General features: G+C 67.9%; 18 protein-coding genes and 1 tRNA gene. 13 read left to right on the top strand and 6 right to left on the bottom strand.

Annotated elements, in window-relative coordinates; all coding sequences use genetic code 11:
• Positions 1-65 precede the first annotated feature (65 nt).
• From ABRP18_RS00230 to ABRP18_RS00215, 4 genes are all read left to right on the top strand, one after another.
• On the top strand, positions 66-563 hold the full coding sequence (locus ABRP18_RS00230) for a MarR family winged helix-turn-helix transcriptional regulator (protein ID WP_058630918.1): 498 nt from the start codon (positions 66-68) through the stop codon (positions 561-563).
• Positions 560-1,363, top strand: coding sequence for an SDR family oxidoreductase (locus ABRP18_RS00225; RefSeq protein WP_113680422.1), 804 nt, complete (start codon positions 560-562; stop codon positions 1,361-1,363). Before ABRP18_RS00230 ends, ABRP18_RS00225 begins: the two co-directional genes overlap by 4 nt.
• A gap of 305 nt (positions 1,364-1,668) precedes the next feature.
• The gene (locus ABRP18_RS00220; RefSeq protein ID WP_058630920.1) at positions 1,669-1,935 is read left to right on the top strand and encodes a hypothetical protein; all 267 of its coding nucleotides are present in this window, start codon (positions 1,669-1,671) and stop codon (positions 1,933-1,935) included.
• Positions 1,932-2,234, top strand: a complete 303-nt coding sequence (locus ABRP18_RS00215) for a hypothetical protein (RefSeq protein WP_349885217.1) — start codon at positions 1,932-1,934, stop codon at positions 2,232-2,234. Before ABRP18_RS00220 ends, ABRP18_RS00215 begins: the two co-directional genes overlap by 4 nt.
• Positions 2,235-2,251: 17 nt before the next feature.
• On the opposite strand, the gene ABRP18_RS00210 is transcribed toward ABRP18_RS00215, so the two are convergent.
• Complete coding sequence (locus ABRP18_RS00210; RefSeq protein WP_349885216.1) at positions 2,252-2,890, bottom strand: hypothetical protein; 639 nt, start codon at positions 2,888-2,890, stop codon at positions 2,252-2,254.
• Positions 2,891-3,036: 146 nt separating this feature from the next.
• Here ABRP18_RS00210 and ABRP18_RS00205 point away from each other — a divergent pair, with 146 nt between their 5' ends.
• Positions 3,037-4,005 (top strand): GNAT family N-acetyltransferase, encoded by a 969-nt coding sequence (locus ABRP18_RS00205; RefSeq protein ID WP_349885215.1) that lies wholly within the window; start codon positions 3,037-3,039, stop codon positions 4,003-4,005.
• Between the two features lie 53 nt (positions 4,006-4,058).
• On the opposite strand, the gene ABRP18_RS00200 is transcribed toward ABRP18_RS00205, so the two are convergent.
• Both ABRP18_RS00200 and ABRP18_RS00195 read right to left on the bottom strand, forming a co-directional pair.
• The gene (locus tag ABRP18_RS00200) at positions 4,059-4,250 is read right to left on the bottom strand and encodes a hypothetical protein (RefSeq protein WP_349885214.1); all 192 of its coding nucleotides are present in this window, start codon (positions 4,248-4,250) and stop codon (positions 4,059-4,061) included.
• A gap of 171 nt (positions 4,251-4,421) precedes the next feature.
• Positions 4,422-5,840, bottom strand: a complete 1,419-nt coding sequence (locus ABRP18_RS00195; protein WP_058630925.1) for an MFS transporter — start codon at positions 5,838-5,840, stop codon at positions 4,422-4,424.
• 94 nt (positions 5,841-5,934) lie between these two features.
• Here ABRP18_RS00195 and ABRP18_RS00190 point away from each other — a divergent pair, with 94 nt between their 5' ends.
• Entirely contained in the window at positions 5,935-6,990 is a 1,056-nt protein-coding gene (locus ABRP18_RS00190) for a LacI family DNA-binding transcriptional regulator (RefSeq protein WP_127011452.1), read from the top strand.
• A 3-nt stretch (positions 6,991-6,993) separates the two neighbouring features.
• Here ABRP18_RS00190 and ABRP18_RS00185 read toward each other — a convergent pair whose 3' ends face one another.
• On the bottom strand, positions 6,994-7,926 hold the full coding sequence (locus tag ABRP18_RS00185; protein WP_061016291.1) for a nucleoside hydrolase: 933 nt from the start codon (positions 7,924-7,926) through the stop codon (positions 6,994-6,996).
• Positions 7,927-8,041: 115 nt separating this feature from the next.
• Between ABRP18_RS00185 and ABRP18_RS00180 the strand changes: the two genes are divergently transcribed.
• Positions 8,042-8,890, top strand: a complete 849-nt coding sequence (locus tag ABRP18_RS00180) for a ribokinase (RefSeq protein WP_058630928.1) — start codon at positions 8,042-8,044, stop codon at positions 8,888-8,890.
• A gap of 20 nt (positions 8,891-8,910) precedes the next feature.
• On the opposite strand, the gene ABRP18_RS00175 is transcribed toward ABRP18_RS00180, so the two are convergent.
• Together ABRP18_RS00175 and ABRP18_RS00170 are read right to left on the bottom strand one after the other, a co-directional pair.
• Entirely contained in the window at positions 8,911-9,555 is a 645-nt protein-coding gene (locus ABRP18_RS00175) for a hypothetical protein (protein ID WP_147251192.1), read from the bottom strand.
• Positions 9,556-9,668: 113 nt separating this feature from the next.
• Positions 9,669-9,751 (bottom strand) — tRNA-Leu (locus ABRP18_RS00170).
• Positions 9,752-9,896: 145 nt separating this feature from the next.
• On the opposite strand from ABRP18_RS00170, the gene ABRP18_RS00165 reads away from it, so the two are divergent.
• Genes ABRP18_RS00165 through ABRP18_RS00140 form a run of 6 tightly spaced genes read left to right on the top strand, consistent with a single transcriptional unit; the run spans position 9,897 to position 17,023 of the window.
• On the top strand, positions 9,897-10,622 hold the full coding sequence (locus ABRP18_RS00165) for a DUF3662 and FHA domain-containing protein (protein WP_113680415.1): 726 nt from the start codon (positions 9,897-9,899) through the stop codon (positions 10,620-10,622).
• A complete protein-coding gene (locus ABRP18_RS00160; protein WP_046747993.1) occupies positions 10,619-11,137 on the top strand; it encodes an FHA domain-containing protein in 519 nt (172 codons plus the stop codon). Before ABRP18_RS00165 ends, ABRP18_RS00160 begins: the two co-directional genes overlap by 4 nt.
• 7 nt (positions 11,138-11,144) lie before the next feature.
• The gene (locus ABRP18_RS00155; RefSeq protein ID WP_046747992.1) at positions 11,145-12,449 is read left to right on the top strand and encodes a PP2C family serine/threonine-protein phosphatase; all 1,305 of its coding nucleotides are present in this window, start codon (positions 11,145-11,147) and stop codon (positions 12,447-12,449) included.
• Complete coding sequence (locus ABRP18_RS00150; RefSeq protein ID WP_046747991.1) at positions 12,446-13,831, top strand: FtsW/RodA/SpoVE family cell cycle protein; 1,386 nt, start codon at positions 12,446-12,448, stop codon at positions 13,829-13,831. Before ABRP18_RS00155 ends, ABRP18_RS00150 begins: the two co-directional genes overlap by 4 nt.
• Position 13,832: 1 nt before the next feature.
• Positions 13,833-15,287 (top strand): penicillin-binding protein 2, encoded by a 1,455-nt coding sequence (locus ABRP18_RS00145; protein ID WP_046747990.1) that lies wholly within the window; start codon positions 13,833-13,835, stop codon positions 15,285-15,287.
• A complete protein-coding gene (locus tag ABRP18_RS00140; protein ID WP_218867881.1) occupies positions 15,284-17,023 on the top strand; it encodes a serine/threonine-protein kinase in 1,740 nt (579 codons plus the stop codon). The genes ABRP18_RS00145 and ABRP18_RS00140 overlap by 4 nt, the downstream gene beginning before the upstream one ends.
• The last annotated feature ends 16 nt before the right edge of the window (positions 17,024-17,039 follow it).

Genomic DNA, 17,039 nt, shown 5'->3' with positions numbered 1-17,039 from the left:
GGTGAGGACGAGAGGCCACGGAAGCCAATAGTTGCCGCACGCAACTGAGCTGTTACCATTGAGACATGGCTGTCCACGACGAGCTCGATGACATCCGTGACGCGCTGGTCCGAGTGGTCGCGGAGTGGACGCAGAGCGAACTGCAGGTGCGGATCGCCGAGAGCGTCGACGACTCCCTCGACGCTCTCGAGGTGCGGGCCCTGTATCTGGTCGGCATGAGCGGAGGCTCCCTCGGATTCGGCCGCCTGGCCGATCGGGCCGCACTGTCACGTCCCACCACCTCGAAGCTGGTCTCGCGCATGTCGGCTCGAGGATTCTTCGACCGGATCCGATCAGGACGCACGGTCGATGTACGGCTGACGGATGCCGGCCAGGTGGCGTATGCGCGCCTCGTCGACGCCGGGCAGCAGATGGTCGGCGGAGCTCTCGCAGGGTGGTCCGTGCAGGAGATCACCCAGTTCCAGGCTCACCTCAGCCGATTCGTCGCCGCCCTCCCCGGGGCGACGCTCGCGACCACATCCCGGTCGTCCGATCTCGTCCCATCACCCCTGGAGGAAAAATGACCCGCACGTATGTCATCACCGGCGCCGCATCCGGTATCGGCGCCGCCACCGCCGAGTTGCTGCGCACGCAGGGACACTCCGTCATCGGCGTCGATCTGGCCGGAGTGGAGGTCACGGGCGACCTGTCGACGCCCGCAGGCCGCCTCGCCGCCGCGGACGCGGTGATCGCGGCTGCCGACGGAGGCATCGACGCGGTCATCGCATGCGCCGGGATTTCGGCGCCCATCGCCAAGACCATGGCCATCAACTACTTCGGCGTGACCGAGTTCCTGACCGCACTGCTGCCGAGCCTGAGCCTGGCGGACCAGCCTCGTGCCGCGGTGGTCTCCTCGATGGCCTCGTTGCAGCCCGTCTCGGCTGATCTCGTCGATGCAGCACTGAGCGGCGACGAGAACCGCGCGCTCGAGATCGGGGACCAGCTCGCCGCCACGGCGGAGGGCGGGTTCCTGAACTACTCCTCGAGCAAGCGCGCACTGTCGCGGTGGGTCCGCCGCGCGTCCGTCTCGGAGGAATGGGCCGGCGCCGGCATCCCCCTGAACGCCGTCGCACCGGGAACCGTCATCACGGCGATGACCGCCGGATTGCTCGCGAGCCCTGAGGGACTGGCGCAGGTCGACGCCGCCGTGCCGATGCCGCTGAACTACCACCAGCCCGCATCCTCGATCGCCGAGCTGCTCGTGTGGCTGACGAGCCCGGCCAACACCCACATGGCGGGCCAGACCATCTACTGCGACGGCGGCGCCGATGCCGTGCTGCGCGGCGACGACATCTGGTCCTGGAACGACGCACCGCGCGACTGATCCCTGCCAGACGAGAAGGCCCGATCCGGTTCACGGATCGGGCCTTCTCGTCGTATCCATCACGCGGCGTCCCCCGCGGTTATTTTGAATGACTAAAAATAACGTGATACTGTCGGAGGGAACCGGACGGCCAGATCGTCTTTCCCTTCATCGACATCCGACAGCTCTTCGGGAAGGCACCTGGCCGCAGGACGAGCATGCCGTCCATCGGGGGCGCATCGCCCCAGGGTGGCTTCGGCGCGCCCGCGCACAGGACCGAGCGCGCCCGCATCCGACGGCGCCCGGCGAGACGAGAGGAAGCACTGATGAAGGAGACCCGAGACCGCTGGAAGCCGAACCCGGTGTTCAGCTCGATGCCGCATTCGATGGGCCGAGGCTCCCGCGAAGACATCGTCTGGGAGGCTCTCGACCGGGTCAACGGCAAGCCCGCCCCCACGATGGGAACGATGCAGGCCGCGATGGGGAACGAGGCCCAGATCCGCATCGTCCATGACACGATCCGCGCCTATCTCGACGCGCACGGTCTCGACGACACCAGCGAGCTCGGTGTCCGCGCCGGAGACGTCGCATGAGGGGGAGGGCTGGCAAGGCCGACCTGACGATGCGGATCCGCCCGACCGAGCTGTGCCGCACTCCACCCGAAACACTGAACGGGGACCAGTTCATCGCCCGACTCGGGTCCGTCGGTCTCGGCAGCACCTCCTATGTGGTCGGACATCGCGACCCGCACGCCCCGGATTGGATCGTGCTCGACTACGCCACCGGCGCACACGAAAGGGTGTGGAGACACACGGGCGGCGATGCGGCAGGCGTGCTCACCTACGTACTGGTCGACGACGACTCCTCGAAGGGGTACGTCTCGGCTGCCTGACGATCGCTGTCCGAGGGTCATCCGCCGAACACGACCACCGCTCCGGGCCGAGCACGCGCGGCCCGGAGCGCCACGGCGGCCAGGGCTCCGGTGGCGAGGATGCGCGTCAAGATCAGCACATTGGAGACCGTGATCATCGCGTTCTGGTCGGATACGCCGCCCGACATGACGGCGACCTCCATCAGCGAGCCCAGCACCACCGCGGCGAGCGCGATCGCCGGGATGAGCCTCCAGGGTGTCACCAGCGTGCTGCGCAGGACTCCGGCGACGATCGTCCCCGACAGCGCCAGCTCCACGAGGGCGTTCACGTAGATCGGCACGGCGGAGCTGAAGTCGAACGACGCCGTCAGCAGTAACGGGCCGACGGGCAGCCAGCCCGCGAGAAGAAAGAGGGAGACGACCGCAGCCCTCGGCAACCGCGGGGTGTCGTCACGGCGCGCAGCTCCGATCCCGGCGGCGACGAGCGCGAGGCTGAAGGCGAGGGTGGCCGCTGTCGACATCCCGACGAGAGCTTCGACATCGAGGGACCCGGGAAGACTGCGGAAAGCTGCCAGCAGAGCTGAGACGACGAACAGCCCGCCGGATGCCAGCCACCAGGGCGACCACCGCGATGACACGCCCTCGACCGTCACCCCCGAGGTCTCAGATCCACTCATCGCTCACCACTTCATCGTCGGGGACAGGTCCTGCACCCACCCTGTCAGATGCCGCGGGGAGCCCGCGAGTCGAGCGATCGGCCCAACCGCGTGGCAACCTGGATGAGGCACCGTCCGACCCCGAGCCGAGAGCGTCACGACCTTCGATGGATATCCGCATCACGCATGTCGACCCGCAGAACACCGCGCTGCTGAACCAGTGGAACGGCATCCTCAGCGGCGGATACGCGGCCGGACGCCGGAAGGTGTGGTCTCGCAGCGATGAGGCGACGCGTCGGCAGTTCCAGAACCCGCATCCGACCCGCAGGTCAGTGCTGTTGCTCGCGGAGATCGGCGGAGTGCCGGTGGGTGCCGCAGAGGCCCACGTGCACCCCGGAGATCCGGCCGACGTCGAGATCGCCGTTCTCGATCGCTTCCGTCGCCGCGGGATCGCCCGCGCCCTGCTCCGCGCTGTCCGCGACGCCGTGCGCGGCACCGCCACACTCGTGCGCACCGAGACGTACTCCGAAGCGGGGGTCTCGTTCGCGCAGTCGGAGGGGCTGCGGGTCGGTATGCGCGAGAGCCGGCAGGTGGTCGACCTGCCTCTGCCAGCGGGAACGCTCGAAAGCCTGCCCGCTGCGCACCCGGATATCGAGGTCGTCTCGTGGGTCGGCGCGTGTCCGGACGAGCTGCTCGCCGACTGGGCGCGGCTTCGCACAGACATGTCGGACGACGCGCCGATGGGCGACCTCACCCGAACTGCAGCAGCTGCCGACGTCGCAGCGGTTCGCCGGAACGAGCAGCGCATGTCGCAGCAGGGCTATGCGCTCGTGCGGAGCGTCGCACGAATCGAGGGGAACGCCGTCGGCTACACGGAGATCCTGCTCTCCCGGCCCGACCCGACGATCGTGCTGCAGGACGACACCTTCGTCGAGGAGCGGGTGCGAGGTCGCGGCATCGGGCGGGCCCTGAAGGTCGCCAATCTACGACTGCTCATGACCCTCCCGGAGAGCTCGGCGTCACGATTCCTGCAGACCTACACGGCGCCGACGAATGCGCCGATGCTCGCCCTCAACCGATCGGTCGGCTTCACCGAGGTCGACGTCCTCACGGTTCTCGAAGGTCCGCTGGGCTGACGACTCGCTCCCGCATGCCGGGTCGATTCTCCGCGTGGTTCCGGTGCCCTCGGTCAGGCGACGGTGTCGGCCTCGGCATCGGCATCGGCATCGGCATCGGTGTCGTCGGGGAGGGACCCCATGCTCGTGGAGGACGTCGTAGAGGGGGCGAGTGAAGCGCAGGCCGCGAGTTCGAGCGCCGAGGTGCTGAGTCCGACGGCGGCGAGCGCGAGAGCGAAGCGAGGACTGGGGGTGCGTGAGGTCACGGGATGCCTTCCCTGAGGACGGGAACTTCCATCTTCGCGCCGACGACGGCGTACGGCATCCGCCGAAGGTAGGGACGATGTCGTCCTGCAGACGGATGTTTCACGACCCACCCCTCGGAACCACCTCGGACCCCCGCCCGGATAAGGGCAGGGGTCCGAGCGCTACGCAACCTACCGGCGCACCAGTTCCGCGCTCACCGGCTTCGGGATGAACATCGAGAACACCAGGGCGCCGACGAGGACGACGGCCCCGGTGATCAGCGCCGCGACATACCCGCCCGCCGGCACCTCGCTCGAGGCGAAGGAGGTCTGCGCCGCATAGATGACGACGAAGCTCAGCCCGGCGCCGAGATTGATGGCGCCGGTGTTCAGGCCGGGGAGTGAACCGGGGCGATCCTTCGGCGAGAGCACGACACCCAGACCGTTGAGCATGATGTTGCCGATTCCCGCGTAGGTGATCCCGACCGCGATCGAGAGGAGGAGCAGCACGAATCGCGATGAGGTCTCCACGTTGGCGACCATGAGTCCGAGCACGAGCACGGTTCCGCCCAGCCCGATGCGCAGCATCGTGCGGTATCCGACCGTGGCTGCGAGCCGACCGCTGAGCGGACCCATGAGGAGCCCGGCGAGGGCGTAGGGCATCAGGATCCACAGCGACACCTCCTCCGCACTCATCGAGAGGTTCATCGCGGTGTCCTGCGCGAGTGCGGGGACCACGCCGTTCATGATCGCGAAGATCCCCGACAGGGTCAGGAGCGAGGTCGCGCTCAGTGCCCAGGTAGCCCTCTGCTTCAGCTGGGGGATCGACACGAGCGGATCCGCGATCCGTCCCTCGAGCTTCCAGAAGGCGGCGAAGGATGCAACCGCGACGATGCCGAGGACGACGACGAGCAGCAGGTCCGCGCCGGCGAGCTTGCCGAGCTCGTTGAGCGCGACGAGCATCGATCCCACCGAGACGACGAGCAGCAGCGACCCCCACCAGTCCATGCGGGGACGGTCATCGGCCATGGTCTCCGGGGCGAGCAGGCGCACGGTCAGGGCGGCGACGATCGCCACACCCGCCATGGTCCAGAAGATCGACGCGAAGCCGTGGTTCGTCGCCAGATATCCGCCGAGCAGAGCGTCACCTCCGGCGATCCCTCCGTTGACGGCGGTGACGACACCGAGGAGGGTGCCGTACGCCTTCGGATCCTTCACCGCGGCTCGCAGCATGATCAGGCAGAGCGGAACGACCGGTCCCGACACGCCCTGGATCAGCCGGCCGACGAACAGCATCGGGACGTTCGTGGCCAGCGCCGCCACGACGCAGCCCACGGCCATCACCACGAGCATGCCGACGAGAACCCGTCGACGTCCGATCAGATCACCCAGGCGGGGGAGGAACAGGGTGAACAGCGCGGCAGCTGTGAAGAACACCGTCTGGGTCGCGGCGATCTCGGTGGAGGTGGCGTCGAGTTCGCGCTCCATCGTCACCAGCGCGGGGCTCAGCATGCTGGCGTTGAGCTGGAACGCGAGGCAGGCGGCGAGGAGGGCGATCATCAGCGCCACCACGTTCGTCCGGGTGCGAACAGCTTCTGTGTGGTTGGTCATTGCTCACTTCTTCGTGTCTGGTGGGGGGCTTGTCGGTGGTTGATCAGGGGCTGATCGCGTGCGTAATCCTTTACGCACGCCATATCTTTGACTGATGGTGTCGACGGCGGCACCGATGGGGGGTCGGGTCGTGGTGAAGAAGGCGTCGGTCACGCTGCACGAGGTGGCGGCAGCCGCCGGGGTGTCCATCGCGACCGTCTCGCGGGCCCTCAACGGGAAGGACCGCGTCTCCGGCCGCACCGCCGAGCACGTGGCCGAGGTCGCCGAGCGTCTCGGCTATCGCGTCAATCTCATCGGTCGCGGACTGCGGGCGGGCAGCGGTGCCACGATCGGCGTCGTGGTCCCGGTGATCAGCAACCCTTTCTACGGCGAGCTCATCCACCGCCTCGAAGACCATCTGCAGCGCCGCGGCTTCGATCTCGTCATCGCCGACTCGCACGGTGAGGTCGAACGCGAACGCGACCGTCTCCGCATGCTGGTCGAACGTCGCGTCGAGGGGATCTTCGTCGTGCCGTCCGATGCCGAGCTCTCGTACGACGCCGTCGCGGACACCGCCCGCAGAGTGCCGCTGGTGCAGCTCGACCGCCGCGTGATCGACCTGTCCGCCGACTTCGTTGGAGTGGACAACGACGCCGGCATCGATCTCGCCGTCGACCACGTCACCTCCCGCGGAGCGCGTCGGGTCGTGCTCGTCTCGGGCAACGACGTCACCTCGGTGGGCCGTGAGCGACGGGCCGCGTTCGAGGCCACGGTCCGCACCCGGTCGCTGTCCCGCGAGGACAACATCTTCGGCGAGTACCTGCTCGCCTTCGGAGAGCGGGCCGCGGAAGAGCTGCTCGCCCGCGGGCCTCTTCCCGACGCGATCATCGCCGGAGACGACCTCGTCGCAGCCGGCGCCATCGCGGCGTTGAAGCGCGCGGGCAGGAGCGTTCCCTCCGATGTGCAGGTGACGGGCTTCGACGGGACGATGCTCGCCGACGTCTGCGAACCGCGGCTGACGACCGTCGTGCAGCCGTTCGACGGGCTCGCCCAGGAGGCGACCGAGGCCCTGGTGCGACGGATGGAAGACCCCGAGGCCCCGTACGTGCTCCGTCGCCTCGCGCCGAGTCTGCGCGTGGCCGAGTCGACGACGCCCGCCGCTACGCACTGAACCTCATGCCAGCGCGCCGACGGCGTCGGTGACCAGGTTCCAGAACTTCGGCACGTCGAGGGTGATCGCGACGTCGGTGTTCGGCTCCTTGCCGAGCATGTCGTGGAGATCGACGCAGGTCGCACCGGCTGTGAACTCGCCCGTGGTCTCGATGTCCACATGGCAGCGCTGCACGGAGGCGACGGCGCGGTCGATCGCGATGGCCACGGTGATGGGGTCGTGCAGAGGGCCCTCGGGCATGCCCTCCGCCTTCTCGTAGGTGCTGCAGAAGAACCGGAGCAGCTCGACCCCGAAGGCTGCGGTGTCGTTGCCGACCGCACCGATGCGCTGGATGACCTCTTCGGTGATGAGGGCCTGGTGGGAGATGTTGAGCCCGACCATCGTCAGCGGCAGTCCGGAGGCGAACACGACGGCTGCGGCTTCGGGGTCGGCCCAGGCATTGAACTCCGGGTACGCGCCCACGTTGCCGCGCCCGGTCGAGCCGCCCATCCAGATGATCTCCTTGATCTGCGACGTGACCTCGGGGCGCTGCTGCAGCAGGAGCGCGATGTTCGTCAGCGGACCGGTCGGGATCAGCGTGATCGGCTCCGACGAAGCGGCGAGCGTGTCGGCGAGGAAGTCGACGGCGTGGCGGGGGTCGAGCGGCACCGTGGGTTCGGGGAGCACCGGACCGCCCAGCGCGTTCTCGCCGTGGATCCACGCCCCGGGGGTCAGTTCACGCGTGAGGGGCTTGTCGGCACCGGCGGCGACCGGCACGTTCGTGACCCCGGCGACCGTGAGGGCGATCCGTGCGTTGCGGGTCGTGTGCTCGAGGTAGCCGTTGCCGCCGACGGTCGTCACACCGCGCAGGTCGATGGCGTCGTTTCCGGCCGCGAGCCAGATCGCGAAGACGTCGTCGTGGCCCGGATCGCAGTCGAGAAGGACGGGAGTGGTCATGGTGCTCCTTTGCAGATGTTCGTGCGTAAACGTTTACACTTTCTTGCAGGAACGTCAAGTCGGGTGCACACCGGCGTCGTTGCCTGCCCCGTCCCGCGATCCGAAAGCCGCCGCCATGATCACTCCTGTCTCTCCCTCACTCGTCGTCGTCGGCAGCGCGAACGTCGACGTCACCGCGTTCGTCGATCGCCTCCCCACCGCAGGTGAGACCGTCGCCGGCGGAAGGCTGTCCCGAGACCTGGGAGGGAAGGGCGCGAATCAGGCCGTCGCCGCCGCCAAGCTCGGCGGGAGAGTCCGCATGATCGGCGCCGTCGGGGATGACGCCGACGGGGCCTGGACCCGAGACGAGATGGATCGGGCCGGGGTGGACACCACCGACCTCCGCACCGTCGATGCCCCGACCGGAACGGCACTGATCGTCGTGGATTCCGACGCCGAGAACCAGATCGCGGTGTGCCCGGGAGCGAATGATCGGGTGAGTCTCGACGGCGTGACCTTCCGAGAGGAGGAGGCGGTGCTCATGCAACTGGAGATCGCGCTCAGCATCGTCGAAGAGGTCGCCGCAACGGCGCCCGGCTTCATCGCCGTCAACGCCGCTCCCGCCCAGCCGCTACCCGAAGCGCTGCTGAGTCGCGTCGATCTGTTCATCGTGAACGAGACCGAGCGCGAGCTCATGCCCGAGCTCGCCGAGGCCGAACTCGTCGCGGTCACCTACGGCGCGGCCGGCGCCGCCCTGTATCGCCGTGGCGAGGAGATCACCCGGGCTGACGGCATCCCCGCCGAGGCCGTGAACACGGTCGGCGCGGGGGATGCGTTCTGCGCGGCACTCGTGCTCGCGCTGCGCGCAGGGCACGCGCCTGCCGACGCTCTCGAAGCCGCGTGCGCCGTGGGGTCTGCGGCCGTGTCGCACCTCTCATCGCAGCCGCCGTTCGAGCACCTGAGTCGGTACCTGCCGGTGCGGTGACGGGAGAAGGCTCCGACGCGCTACTCCCAGACCGTGATGGTCACGTCGACGGAGTTCGCGTCGTAGCGAAGCACCTGGATCGCTGCGTACCGATCAGATTGGAGCCGGACGCACGTCGTGGGTGCCTCCAGCTGGTGGGGGTCGAGGGACGACCCGCGCGACCACCCGGTCGCCGCGGCACACGTCGCGTAGTCCGCGTTACCCGAACCCAAGACCACGGTGGAGGCGCCGTACCCCAGGACCAACCTGTCACCGCTGTAAGAAAGAGTGTCCGAGTAGACGAAGTCCGCGGCACCGAAGTTCGGGAGCGCCGAGTTCAAGTCGAGCGTGTCCCCCCGCTTGGCGAGCGTCAGAGTGGCCGTCGCACGGATGTCGTGAACGTCTTCCGGCGCGACCGTGTACGGCAACGCCGCGCGGAGCTCCCTGTTCTCATCGCGCAGTTCTGCGATCGCTTCCTGCCGGACCTCGAGTTTCGCGTTCGCGGAATCCAGTTCCTGCTCGAGTTCATCGATCTTCTGATCGCGGGCCGTGATGGTCCCATCCCGATCCACGACAGTGTTCAGCAGCGGGATCACCACCGCCGCGAAGCCGATGATCGAGGCGGCGAGCGTGATGAGCGCGGCTCGCCATCCCATCAAAGAAGTGCGGTACTCGCTGCGTTTCATGACCAGACACTAGCGGTCGATTCGCGCCGCACCACCACCGTCATCGACGACCCGAAGCATGCGGAAAGAAGAAGGCCCGGCTTCCTCGAAAGGAACCGGGCCATCTTGAACTGTGCGCGAGGGGGGACTTGAACCCCCACGTCCTTACGGACACTGGCACCTGAAGCCAGCGCGTCTACCATTCCGCCACTCGCGCGAGTGGTCTCGTTCCGAAGAACTCAACTTCCCAAAGATATCATGCGTTTTCGGGCTCGTTGCACACTCGACGGGGGTCTTCGGCGGCGTTCCCCCAGGACACCTGGCTACGATGTCCCTACCAGCCGGCATGCCAGAGGAGCCCAGTGGGACTACTTGACAGCTTTGAGAAAGGTCTCGAGCGCGCAGTGAACAGCGCGTTCGCCAAGACCTTCCGCAGCGGCATCCAGCCCGTGGAGATCGCTTCGGCGCTGCGGCGTGAAGCCGACACGAAGGCCGCTGTCGTGAGCCGCGACCGCATCATCGCGCCCAACAGCTACATCGTTCGCCTCAGCGACGACGATGCGGAGCGGATGCGCGGGCTCGGTGGCGCTCTCACCGATGAGCTGCATGCCCTCCTCACCAAGCACGCCACGTCGCAGGGGTACAGCTTCGCCGGCCCGCTCTCGATCACCCTCGAGGCCGACGAGAAGGTCGCCACCGGCACGGTGCGCGTCAGCTCCGGAACGGTCGAGGGCCGCGTCAGCTGGCAGGCCGTGGTCGACGTCGACGGCCGCCGCCACTCGATCTCGCGCGCTCGCACGGTGATCGGACGCGGTTCGGATGCCGACATCACGATCGCCGACGCCGGTTCGAGCCGCAAGCACGTCGAGATCCTGTGGGACGGCGAGCGCGCCATGATGCGCGACCTGGGATCCACCAACGGCACGAAGGTGAATGGCCAGAAGCTGCGCGAAGCCGCGCTCCCCACCGACACCACGATCACGATCGGACGCACCGACCTGGTGTTCCGCATCGTCCCCGTGGCCACCCCCTCGCGGCCGACGTCCCGAGGCGACGACGCCACCCGAGCGTTCGGAGCCCTCGGGTGAGTGAACTGATCCTCCTTCTGCTCCGCATCGGGTTCCTTCTCCTGATGTGGTTCTTCGTGTTCGGGGTGGTGTACTCGCTCCGAGCAGACCTGTTCGGAGTGCGCGTGCGCAAGCTGCCCGCCGAGGCGACCGCCGGAGCCCCCGCACAGGCGGCTGCGCCCGCGGCACCCGTCGCGAAGCCGGCTTCCGCCCGCCCCTCCACGGGCCCGGCGACGGTCGCGACAGCCAAGCGGCTCGTGATCACCTCCGGCCCGAAGGCAGGCCTGGAGCTGCCGCTCAGCGCCGACTCCCTCACGATCGGCCGCTCCAGCGAATCCGCTCTCGTGATCCGCGACGACTACACGTCCAGCCACCATGCGCGCCTGATGCTGCGCGGCGACGCCTGGGCGATCCAGGACCTCGACTCCACCAACGGCACCTTCGTCGCAGGCCAGCGCGTCTCCGGCTCGCCGGTCGCCCTCTCGCTCGGCACCCCCATCAAGGTGGGCGCCACGACCTTCGAGCTGCGAGCCTGACGCCGGCATGGTCTTCGAGGGCTCGAGCGTCGCGATCTCCCACACCGGGAAGGTCCGCTCCAACAACCAGGATTCCGGCTACTCCGGAGCGAACCTCTTCGTCGTCGCCGACGGCATGGGCGGTCACGCCGGCGGTGACGTCGCATCCAGCATCGCGATCCAGCGCCTCGAGCCGCTCGATCAGGCGTATGCGACGACGGAAGACGCACAGGCCTCGCTGCAGGCGGCGGCGACCACGGCCGCGGGCGACCTCATCCGTGCCGCGAAGGACCGTCCAGAGCTGGCGGGTCTCGGCACCACCCTCAGCGCGATCATCATGGTCGACGAGTACGCGGTCATCGGCCACATCGGCGACTCGCGCATCTACCTCTATCGCGACGATGCCCTGACGCAGATCACCGCCGACCACACGTTCGTGCAGCGTCTGGTCGACTCGGGCCGCATCACCCCGGAGGAGGCGCGCTACCACCCGCGCCGATCCGTGCTGATGCGTGTGCTCAGCGACATGGACTCCGACCCCGAGCTCGACATGTTCGTCATGCACACGCAGCCCGGCGACCGCTGGCTGCTCTGCTCCGACGGACTCTCCGGCGTGGTCGACGAGCCGCACATCCTCAAGGCCATGCAGCTCGGTCTCGCCCCCGGACGTACGGCCGACATCCTGCTCAAGCAGGCACTCGACGGCGGCGCGCCCGACAACGTCACGATGGTCCTGGTCGACGTCGGCGGACAGCACCCGATCCATTCGGGAACCCCCACGATCGTCGGCTCAGCGTCGAACCCCGACGGCGTGTACGTTCCTCCCGTGCGGGCTCCCCGCGGCAACTGGCTGCACCCGGTGCGACAGGCCGCGAACGAGCCCAGCCACTTCGAGCCGGCGCCCGAGTACCTCGAGGAGCTCATCGAAGAGGACCGTCGTCGCGCCAAGCGCCGGCGCCTCGGGTGGATCGCCGGCGCTCTCGTGGTGATCGTGATGCTCGGCGTCGCGGCCTTCGCTGCCTACAGCTGGACCCAGACCCGGTACTTCATCGGCGCCGATGAGGACAGCGTCGTGATCTTCCAGGGCGTGCAGCAGAACATCGGTCCGATCACGCTGTCCACCCCGATCCAGGACACCGACATCCTCCTCGCGAACCTACCTCCGTATCAGCGGGCATCGGTCGAGCGCACGATCACCGCGCGCTCGCTGTCCGACGCGATGGCGATCGTGGACCGGCTCAAGGCGGGTGCCGACGCGAACACGATCGAGCAGACGCCGCTGCCCACGCCCATGCCGACCCCTGTCGAGACTCCGGCCGGGGGTGACGGATGACCACCGACGTCACAGCCGACACCAGCGTCATCAAGGCCCTCAAGCGCATCCGCATGCCCCAGAGCCAGCGCAACCGCGAGTTCTGGCTGCTGCTCTTCGCGTGTGCGATCAGCGGTGCCGCGCTCACGCTCGTCCAGCTGGGCGCGCTCGGGGTGATCGACCCGATGATCCTGGCGATCGGCGGTGGCCTCGCCGCCCTCGCGTTCGCGCTGCACATCGTGTTGCGCTTCGTGGCATCCGACGCCGACCCGTTCGTCGTACCGATCGCGACCCTGCTCACCGGACTCGGCATCGCGATGATCTACCGCATCGACATCGCCTTCAAGAACACCGGCTGGAACGCCTACTCGACCAAGCAGCTCGCGTGGACCGCCATCTCGCTGGCCGGTGCGATCGTGGTCGTGATCCTGCTGCGCAACTACCGGATCCTCTTCCGATACACCTACATCTTCGGACTCGCCGGAATCCTGCTCCTGCTGCTGCCCTTCGTCCCCGGGCTGCGCATCCCCGACGCGAACGCTGCGGTGTGGGTGTCGCTCGGCGGCGCCTTCGCCTTCCAGCCGGGCGAGCTCGCCAAGATCTGCCTGGCCATCTTCTTCGCGGGATACCTCGTGCGCACCCGTGAGAGCCTGACGTCGGTCGGCAAGCGGGTCCTTGGCATCACCTGGCCACGCATGCGCGAGCTCGGACCCGTGCTGGTCGTCTGGCTGATCTCGCTCGGGATCATCGTCTTCCAGCGCGACCTCGGAACCGGAACCCTGATCTTCGGGATGTTCGTCGCGATGCTCTACGTCGCGACGGGGAAGACCAGCTGGGTGCTCATCGGCCTGACCCTCGTGGTCGCCGGCGTCGCGCTCGCGACGCAGATCCTCAGCTACGTGCAGGGTCGCTTCATCAACTGGCTCTTCCTCTTCGACGCCAACCAGGTCGACCCGGACGGCGCCGGGTACCAGCCCATGCAAGGGCTCTTCGGCCTCGCCCGCGGCGGTCTGATGGGCACGGGTTGGGGCCAGGGACGCCCCGAGGTCACTCCGCTGGCCCACAGCGACTACATCATCACGAGCCTCGGCGAAGAACTCGGGCTGATCGGACTGTTCGCGATCCTCTGCCTCTACATGGTGTTCGTCAGCCGCGGCATGCGCATCGGCCTCGCCGGTCAGGACGACTTCGGCAAGCTGCTCGCGACGGGTCTCTCGTTCACGATCGCCCTGCAGGTGTTCATCATGGTCGGGGGTGTCACGCGCCTCATCCCGCTGACCGGCCTGACCACGCCGTTCCTCGCGGCGGGTGGATCCTCCCTCGTGGCCAACTGGCTCATCGTGGCTCTGCTGCTGCGCATCTCCGACGGTGTGCGGCGCCAACCCCGGGTGGTGATCGGCTGACATGACGAAGGAACTCCGCCGCCTCAGCATCATCATGCTGTTCATGTTCATCGCGCTGTTCGCCGCGACCAGTTGGATCCAGGTCGTCGAAGCGGATGCGCTGGCCCAGAACAGCAACAACAAGCGCACCCGGCTCGACAGCTATGAGATCCAGCGCGGATCGATCATCGTCGACGGCGTCGCGATCGCGAGCTCGGTGCCGAGTGATGACCGCTACCAGTTCCAGCGCACCTACGCGGATGCTCCCATCTGGGAGCCGGTAACGGGATACTTCAACCCGGCTCTGGGCTCGAGCACGGGCATCGAGAAGGCCATGAACGCCGAGCTATCCGGCACGGGGTCGAATGCCTTCCTCGGCGAGGTCGAGCGCATCCTCTCAGGCCAACCGCAGCGCGGGTACAGCGTCGAGCTCTCACTGAACACCGCGGCGCAGCGAGCGGCCTACGAGGCCCTCGGCGGCCTCAAGGGTGCTGTCGTGGCGATGGATCCGAAGACCGGACGGATCCTGGCCATGGTCTCCACGCCCGGCTTCGACACGAACCTGATGGCCACGCACGATGCCGATGCCGCGAACGCCACCTACGACCAGCTCGTCGCCGACGCCAACAAGCCGCTGTCCAACCGCGCCATCGCCGGCGACCTGAATCCTCCCGGTTCCACGTTCAAGGTCGTGGTCGCCGCTGCGGCCTATGCGAGCGGCAAGTGGACCCCGGAGTCGACGCTGCCCAACCCGGCCGTCTACACCCTTCCCGGGTCGTCCAACCGCGTCTCCAACGCGTGGGGCGGCACCTGCGGCCCCGGAGAGACCGTCACGATCGCCGAGGCGATCCGCCTCAGCTGCAACATCCCCATGGCCGAGCTCGCGGTCGAACTCGGCGACGACGCGATCCGCGAGATGGCCGACAAGCTCGGGTTCAATCGATCGTTCGACACGCCCCTGACGTCGACACCCTCCAGCTACCCGCGGGCCCTCGACGACGCACAGACCGCTCTGACCGGTTTCGGCCAGGGAAAGGTCACCGCCACTCCGCTGCAGATGGCCATGGTCTCCGCCGGACTCGCGAACGACGGTGTCGTGATGAATCCGCGGATGGTCGACGCCGTGATCGGCAACGACCTCTCGGTCATCAAGGCGTTCCAGGACAGCGAGTTCGGACGTGCGATGGAGGCCGATGTGGCGAACGACGTGACCGCCGCGATGGTCGCGAGCGTCGCAACGGGAGCGGCCCAGGGTGCAAGAATAGACGGGATCGACGTGGCCGGTAAGACGGGCACCGCAGAGAACGGAAACAGGCCGCATACGTTGTGGTTCACCGGCTTCGCGCCGGCGAACGATCCAGCGGTCGCAGTAGCGGTCGTCGTCGAAGACGGCGGCGGACAGGGACAATCAGGCAGCGGCGACACCATCGCCGCTCCGATTGCGAAGAAGGTCATAGAGGCGGTGCTGGGCAGATGAGGCCGACGCAGGGTGTGTCGTTCGGTGGTCGTTACGAGCTGCAGTCGCGTATCGCGATCGGTGGCATGGGCGAGGTGTGGGAAGCGACGGATCACGTCATCGGACGTACCGTCGCGATCAAGATCCTCAAGGACGAGTACATGGGGGACCCCGGGTTCCTCGAGCGCTTCCGAGCCGAGGCTCGGCACGCCGCACTCGTCAACCATGAGGGCATCGCCAGTGTCTTCGACTATGGCGAGGAGAACGGCAGCGCCTACCTCGTCATGGAGCTGGTGCCCGGCGAGGCTCTCTCGACCGTGCTCGAGCGCGATGGAGCACTCAGCGCCGACAAGACCCTCGACATCGTCGCCCAGACCGCGTCCGCTCTGCAGGCCGCTCACGCGGCGGGTCTCGTGCACCGCGACATCAAGCCGGGAAACCTGCTGATCACGCCCGACGGCCGCGTCAAGATCACCGATTTCGGCATCGCCCGTATCGCCGACCAGGTACCGCTCACCGCGACCGGCCAGGTCATGGGCACGGTGCAGTACCTGTCGCCCGAGCAGGCGTCCGGTCACCCGGCCTCCCCCGCCACCGACACCTACTCGCTCGGCATCGTCGCCTACGAATGCCTGGCGGGCAAGCGTCCGTTCACGGGTGAGTCGCAGGTGGCCATCGCCATGGCGCAGATCAACGAGCAGCCCCCGCCGCTGCCCCCGACCGTGCCGATCCCCGTCCAGAACCTCGTCATGGCCATGATCGCCAAGAAGCCCAGCGATCGCCCCTCGTCTTCTGCGACGGTGGCGCGCGCGGCTCAGGCTCTTCGCCGAGGCGACCTCAACTCCGCGGCCATCGCCGTGCCCGCGATCGCGACCGGCGGCATCGCAGGCGGAGACGACGCGACACGGATCCTGACGGCATCGGGAGACGACGGCACCACGCGCATCCTTCCCACCACGGCTCAGCTTCCCACCGAGGCTGCAGCCGAGGAGGAGAAGGAGAAGAAGAAGCGCAGCCCCTGGACCTGGCCGCTGATCGCTCTGATCGCTCTGCTGGTGATCGTGCTCGGCGGCACGTTGTGGGCGATGCTGGCGAACCAGGGCGGCGATGCCGATCCCACGGGTTCGCCGAGCAACACGCCGCCCCAGACCCAGACGCAGACGACACCGCCGCCGACCACTCCGACGCCGGAAGTGACCCGTGTGGACGTGACAGCCCTGAACCTGAACGGCATGGACTGCGGCGCCGCCACCTCCACTCTCAAGGAGGCGGGCTTCAACAGCGAGATCACCTGCGTCGACGGCGATCCTGCGCCGACCGATGCGGACGTCGGCAAGGTCTACCGCGTCGCACCGACCGGCAACGTCGAGACGACGCAGGCCATGACTCTCACGGTCTACGCGGCTCGTGCGGGCATCCCGACGCCGACCGACGCGCCGACGATCACCGGAAACCCAGTCGCGGGTTCGACGGTGACCATCTCCTGGGGAACCGGATTCACGTGCCCGAGCGGAACGACGCTTTCCGGCTACGTCGTGTCGGTGCAGAACGGCAGCTTCGTCTCCGGTGGGCCGAACTTCCAGCCGACGCAGCGCAACACGCAGGTGAAGATCGCCGACGCCGAGGGGCAGCAGCTCATCGTCACATACCAGGGCATGTGCTCCGGTGGCGATCAGCGCACTTCCGCGGCATCGCCCCCGCTCTCGGTGACGATCACGGCGGCCCCCGGCGACGGGGACACCGACACCGACGGGTAACCTGTAGTTCAGTTCA

It is taken from the genome of Microbacterium sp. WHRI 7836, from assembly GCF_040223885.2.
GTDB lineage: Bacteria > Actinomycetota > Actinomycetes > Actinomycetales > Microbacteriaceae > Microbacterium > Microbacterium oxydans.
This window is presented reverse-complemented; position numbering and strand designations above follow the sequence as displayed.